Annotated in this window: 5 protein-coding genes; all 5 read right to left on the bottom strand. The window is 67.6% G+C overall.

What is annotated here, in order from left to right; genetic code table 11:
- Nucleotides 1-316 precede the first annotated feature (316 nt).
- Entirely contained in the window at nt 317-577 is a 261-nt protein-coding gene (locus tag C3492_RS43620) for a hypothetical protein (RefSeq protein ID WP_103818094.1), read from the bottom strand.
- 91 nt (nt 578-668) lie between these two features.
- Nucleotides 669-956 carry a DnaJ C-terminal domain-containing protein gene (locus C3492_RS46565; protein WP_258056264.1) on the bottom strand — a complete coding sequence of 96 codons (288 nt, stop codon included), beginning with the start codon at nt 954-956 and terminating at the stop codon, nt 669-671.
- A complete protein-coding gene (locus C3492_RS46560) occupies nt 868-1,605 on the bottom strand; it encodes a serine/threonine-protein kinase (protein WP_258056263.1) in 738 nt (245 codons plus the stop codon). Before C3492_RS46560 ends, C3492_RS46565 begins: the two co-directional genes overlap by 89 nt.
- Nucleotides 1,606-2,731: 1,126 nt before the next feature.
- Nucleotides 2,732-4,330 carry a HAMP domain-containing sensor histidine kinase gene (locus tag C3492_RS43600; protein ID WP_103818095.1) on the bottom strand — a complete coding sequence of 533 codons (1,599 nt, stop codon included), beginning with the start codon at nt 4,328-4,330 and terminating at the stop codon, nt 2,732-2,734.
- Nucleotides 4,331-4,344: 14 nt separating this feature from the next.
- On the bottom strand, nt 4,345-5,088 hold the full coding sequence (locus tag C3492_RS43595) for a response regulator transcription factor (protein WP_258056265.1): 744 nt from the start codon (nt 5,086-5,088) through the stop codon (nt 4,345-4,347).
- Nucleotides 5,089-5,225: the final 137 nt, after the last annotated feature.

Below are 5,225 nucleotides of genomic sequence, written 5' to 3'. Positions count from 1 at the left end.
AAGGCCGTGTCTGGCGTGGTGAGGTGCAGGAATCGCACGCAGCTTCGAGAGTTGCTGTGCGTCCGAGAAAGGCCGCATAGTTGTCTGGATACCGCTAGTAGCGTGGATCGAGCCGACAGTAGCCGGACATCAGGAGGTCAGCCGCCCGGTCACGGCAGCTGAGGATCGAGGCGCTGAGCCAGCAGGTCCCGGCACGCGTTCACTGCACGTCCTGCGCAGTGCCAGCCTCCTGGATGTCTTCGGCCTGGTCCTGGCACCCAGGTCGCAGGCCTCACCCAGCAGTCGGCGGCCAGGCGGCTTATCGAGCGGCCGATGGTCACCGAAGACCAGTACGCGATCCCGTCCGGCGGGGTCCGTGCTGCACCGGTCTAGCGGGCACGGTCGGCGGCGTCGGGTCGGCGGCCGTCGTGGCGGGGCCGGCCTTCACGGGGGCAGGCGCCAGGACGTGCAGCGTGCGGACATTCGCGCCGCGCACCTTCTCGTTGGCGGCCGCGATCAGCTGCGGCGCGCTCCAGCGCAGCTTCGTGCCGTAGGCGGGGGCGACGTCCAGGCGGCAGGTGTCCGCATCGAACGCCACGGCCTGGACGTGGCTGGCGAGTTCCGGCGCGGTCGCGGCGAGGATGTCGTCGAACTGTGCGAGGACGCTGCCGCCGGAGTCCGACGGCCGATCAGTCGATGATGTGCACGGTGACGTACAAGTCTCCTGGCGCACCGCCGTGCTTGCCGGGACCACCGAGCTCGCGGATCCGGACCTCCTGGCCGTCCCTGATGCCCGCAGGGATGCGAATCTTGTAGGTCTGCTGCTCCCGGACGATCCGGCCCTCTCCCTTGCAGGTGGTGCAGGACTGTGCTGCCTTCTCGTCTGTCCTAGTGGCGCAGGCGGGGCAGGCGTTGTGGGCGGTGATCCGCAGCGGGATGATCGCGCCGCCTGTGGCTTCCGCCCAGGTGACAAGCACCTCGGTGGCGACGTCCTTGCCGCGGCTGGGCGGCCCCGAAGTGTCGGTCGTTGATCTCCTTGAGGACGTCCCAGACCTTCCCGGCGGAGGCCGGCCGCTGAGCCGGGTCCTTGGCCAGGAGCCGGTCGACGAACCGTTCGAGTTCCACGGGCGCGTCCGGGCGCAGGGTGCGCAGCGGGGCGGGCGGCTCCTTGATGTGCTGGTTGACCAGGTGCCAGGACGTGCCAGTGAAGGGCCGGCGGCCAGTGACCATCTCGTAGAGCACGCAGCCGAGCGAGTACAGGTCGGAGCGGTGATCTAAGGTGCCGGCGAACGCTTCGGGTGCCACGTAGGCGGGGGTCCCGATCAGGACACCGGTGGTGGTGATGTCGTGCCGGGTGTCGCTGCTCCTGGTGATGCCGAAGTCGACGACCGTGGCCTCGCCGCTGGAGCGGACGATGATGTTGGACGGCTTGATGTCCCGGTCGGTCAGGCCCGCCTCGTGCGCGGCCTCCAGGGCGTCGGCGACGCAGTCCGCCGTGTACATGGCCTTCGACAGCGGGAGCCGCCCGGCCTCGAGGACCGTGCTGAGCGACTTGCTGGGCAGCAACTGCATCACCAGGTAGGCGTGCAGACGCCCTTCGTACATCGCGGATCCGAAGTCGTGCACGGTGACGATGTGCGGGTGGGAAAGACCGCTGGCGACCGCAGCCTCGCGGCGAACCGGGCCACCTGCCGGTCGTGGTCCGCGCCGCCGTCGCCAGCGAGGACCTTGACCGCCACCTTGCGGTCGACCCGGGGATCGTGCGCCTTCCAGACCTGGCCGAAGCCGCCCGCACCGATCGGCTGAATCAGCCGATAGCGGCCGTCCAGCACGGTCCCTGCCTGCACAACTGCCCCTCTTCCAGCGGTCACCGCGACAGCAACGCACGGTGTACCAGGCGTGTACCCGTCACGCTACGCCGTGGCAACCACCAGTAACAGGGGGTACTGGTCTGCTCAGGCCGTGTCGCGCAGTGCAGCCGACTGGGGGACGTCGGCCGGCGTCCCGGACTCCCGTGCCGCGCGCTCTTGCCGGGCCCGGCGCAGGGCGGCGGCCTCGGTGGCCGCGGCCTGGCGGCGCCGCTGGGCCCGTGCGGCTTCGATCGGGCTGGGCTGGTCGCTGGGGCGCGCTCCGCCCGCTCCCGGGCAGCAGCCCGTTGAGCCTCACGGCGGGCCTGCTTCGCGCGACCTGCTCCTGCCGCCACACACGGTCCTCCGCCTCAATGGCCACCTGCTCGTGCAGCCGTTCCTCAAGACCCGGCGCCGCTCGCTCTCACTCAGGCCAGGGAGCTCCCCGTCGGCCTGCGCTGCGATCTTCAACCGCCGGGCACGCCGGATATGGAGCGCGTTGCCGCACATCTCGCACTCGCCGCAGGTGTCCAACGGAATCTCGTCATCGCACCGCCGGAGCGTGCACGGGTGACGCTGCACCAGGCCCCGCCGGATCAGATACGGGCGCTAGACCAGGGCCTCACCGGCGGTCTCCGCCAGCCGGTCGGTGAGACGGCCGGCAGCAGCCGCGGCGCGCCGCCCGGCAGCGCCAGCAGTCCCTCCAGGCGGGTCAGCTCCGCTTTCGCGGCCGCTTCGTGGTGAGTACGCCTACTACATGGACATCGGCTACTTCATGACAGGTCGGCCTCTGCCGCACGCGCCCAACGCCCACTGGATCGAAGGTGAACCAGTGACCCGCCAACGATGGCGCGCCCTGGTCACCGCCCGCCGTCATCACCTCCGTATCCGCCGGTGACACAATCTCATGGCACTGCACAGCCCGTTCCTCCGCGACGACGCGGCACGACCGTCTGCGAAGTGGGTGCTGGTAGATGGAGAGTGAAGACGGTCCGGCCGGGCTCGCTGTCGACAGTCACGCCTCCGCCGTGTGCCGTTGCTACGGCCTGCACGATGGCGAGTCCCAGGCCGGTTGAGCCGGTGGCGCGCGAGCGCGCGGAGTCTCCGCGTGCGAAGCGTTCGAAGATGTGCGGCAGCAGATTGGGGGGGATGCCCGGCCCGTCGTCCTCGACGTCCACACACATCCATGGGCCGCTACGCCGCACGCGTGCGGTGACTGTCGTACCTGGCAGGGTATGGGTGCGGGCGTTGCCGAGCAGGTTCACCAGTACCTGCTGAAGCCTGGCGACGTCCGCCGAAACGAGGGCCGGTTCGTCGGGCAGGTCGAGTCGCCAGGTGTGGCTTGGGCCAGCTGCGCGGGCGTCGCTGACGGTGTCGATGACCAGAGGGACGAGGTCGATCTGCTCGCACTCCAGCGGTCGTCCGGCGTCGAGGCGCGCAAGAAGAAGCATGTCTTCGACGAGGAGGGTCATGCGCCCGGCTTCGGATCCGATGCGGCCCAGCGCATGTAGTGTGTCCGGCCCAATGGGCTCTTTTCCTCTATGGATGAGTTCGGCATACCCGCGGATGGAAGTTAGGGGCGTACGCAACTCGTGGCTGGCGTCCGCGACGAACTGCCTAACCCGCATCTCGCTCTGTTGACGCGCATGCAGGGCGTCGTGTACGTGGTTCAGCATCCGGTTCAGCGCGGCTCCGACCTGGCCGACCTCGGTGCGCGGGTCGCACTCTGACTCCGGGACCCTCACGTCGAGATTGACCTCGCCGGTGTGCAACGGGAGTTCCGAGGCTCTGGTGGCTGTGGCGGCGACCTTGCGCAGTGGGCGCAGGGCGACCCCGACGATGGTGGCACCGGCGAGTGAGGCCGCGATGAGACCGGCGACGGAGACACTGATCTCAACAAGGATCAGCGCGGTGATGGTGCTGTCGGCTTCGGTGGTCGGGACAGCGACGTAGTAGGTGCCGTTGGGGCCAGTGGTGTATACGGCATGGTACCGACCCAGGACAGGGATGGTGACTGTGTGTACGTTGCGATCCTTCGGTACCGAGCTGAGTACCTTAAGTTGGGAGCCGTTTAGCGATTTGGGGTGTATTTGAGGCACACCGTTTGCGTCCTTGACCTTGTTGCCTACCTTGGCTTCTCTGATGGAGCCGTTCTGGACCGCTGCCGCGAGAGTCCCGTTCGGCTGCGGCCCCGAGGTGACAAAGTTGGCGAGGTTGACGGCCCGGAGCGCTTTGTTCTGTAGGTCAGGAGCGTCAGGACCCCTATCGTCGGGATGCCCCGGAGGCCGGAACACACCCGATGCCCGCGCCGCTGCCTCGTTCAGTTGGTCGTTCACTTGGTCGTACAGATGCGACCGTAGTGCGAGCGTCGTCACGGACCCGATCACTGCGCATACAGCAGCGATGAGCGTCACCGATGCGACGACGAGGCGTGTTCTGAGGGTGCGTGGCTTACCAGCCCGACCGATTCGTTTCTGTGTATGCGGCCGTCGTCGAGTATGCAGCCGTCGTCCTGGGCTCATGACGCCGCAGGCTTGATCAGGTAGCCGATACCGTGCTGGTGGAGCATCGGCTCCCGCCCAGCGTCGATCTTCCGCCGCAGATAGGAGATGTACAGCTCGACCAGGTTGGTCTGTCCGCCGAAGTCGTACGACCAAACCTCCTTGAGGATCTGCGTCTGGCTGATCACCCGGCCTGGATTGCGCATCAGGCACCGCAGCAGCTTGAACTCGCTGACGGTCAGGTCGATGTTGTCGCCGCCCCGGGCGACCTCGTGGCTGTCCTCGTTGAGAGTGAGGTCGTCGACGCACAGTATGGAGTCGGCGCTGCGGTCGGCGGCACCCGACCGCTGGATCAGGCCGTGTAGCCGGACGACGACCTCCTCAAGGCTGAACGGCTTGGCTACATAGTCCTCCTCGCCGACGACCAGCCCGGCGTTCCGTTCCTCGATCACATCCTTGGCGGTGGCCGAGAGGAGGAGAACAGGTACGTCGAGTAGGCCCTCGCGCAGTCGCGCCAGGACGGTGAGACCGTCAAGGTCGGGCAGCTTCATGTCTAGGACGACGGCGTCGGGCCGGAACTCGCGCGCGGCCTGGATCGCACTATTGCCGTCCTCGGCGCTGCGAATCTGCCAGCCCTCGTAACTCAATGCCGTGGACAGCAACTCGGCCATGGGTGGCTCATCCTCGACTACTAGCACCCGGACGGGGCTTCCGTCGGGCTTCACAAGCTCGGTGCGCTCTCCAGATGAAGTCGTGATCACGCCGGAAACCCTGCCAAGGCTTCCTGAGGGGGACCTATTCGGAAGCTGTGATTTACCTGAGCGTTTGCGTGCAGCGGGCGCTGCCAACCCTGGCGGGATGTAGAGGCCAACCGCGACGGTCATCGACTCGCAGTCGG

Source organism: Streptomyces sp. Ru62 (genome assembly GCF_002920615.1).
Taxonomy (GTDB): domain Bacteria; phylum Actinomycetota; class Actinomycetes; order Streptomycetales; family Streptomycetaceae; genus Streptomyces.
This window is presented reverse-complemented; position numbering and strand designations above follow the sequence as displayed.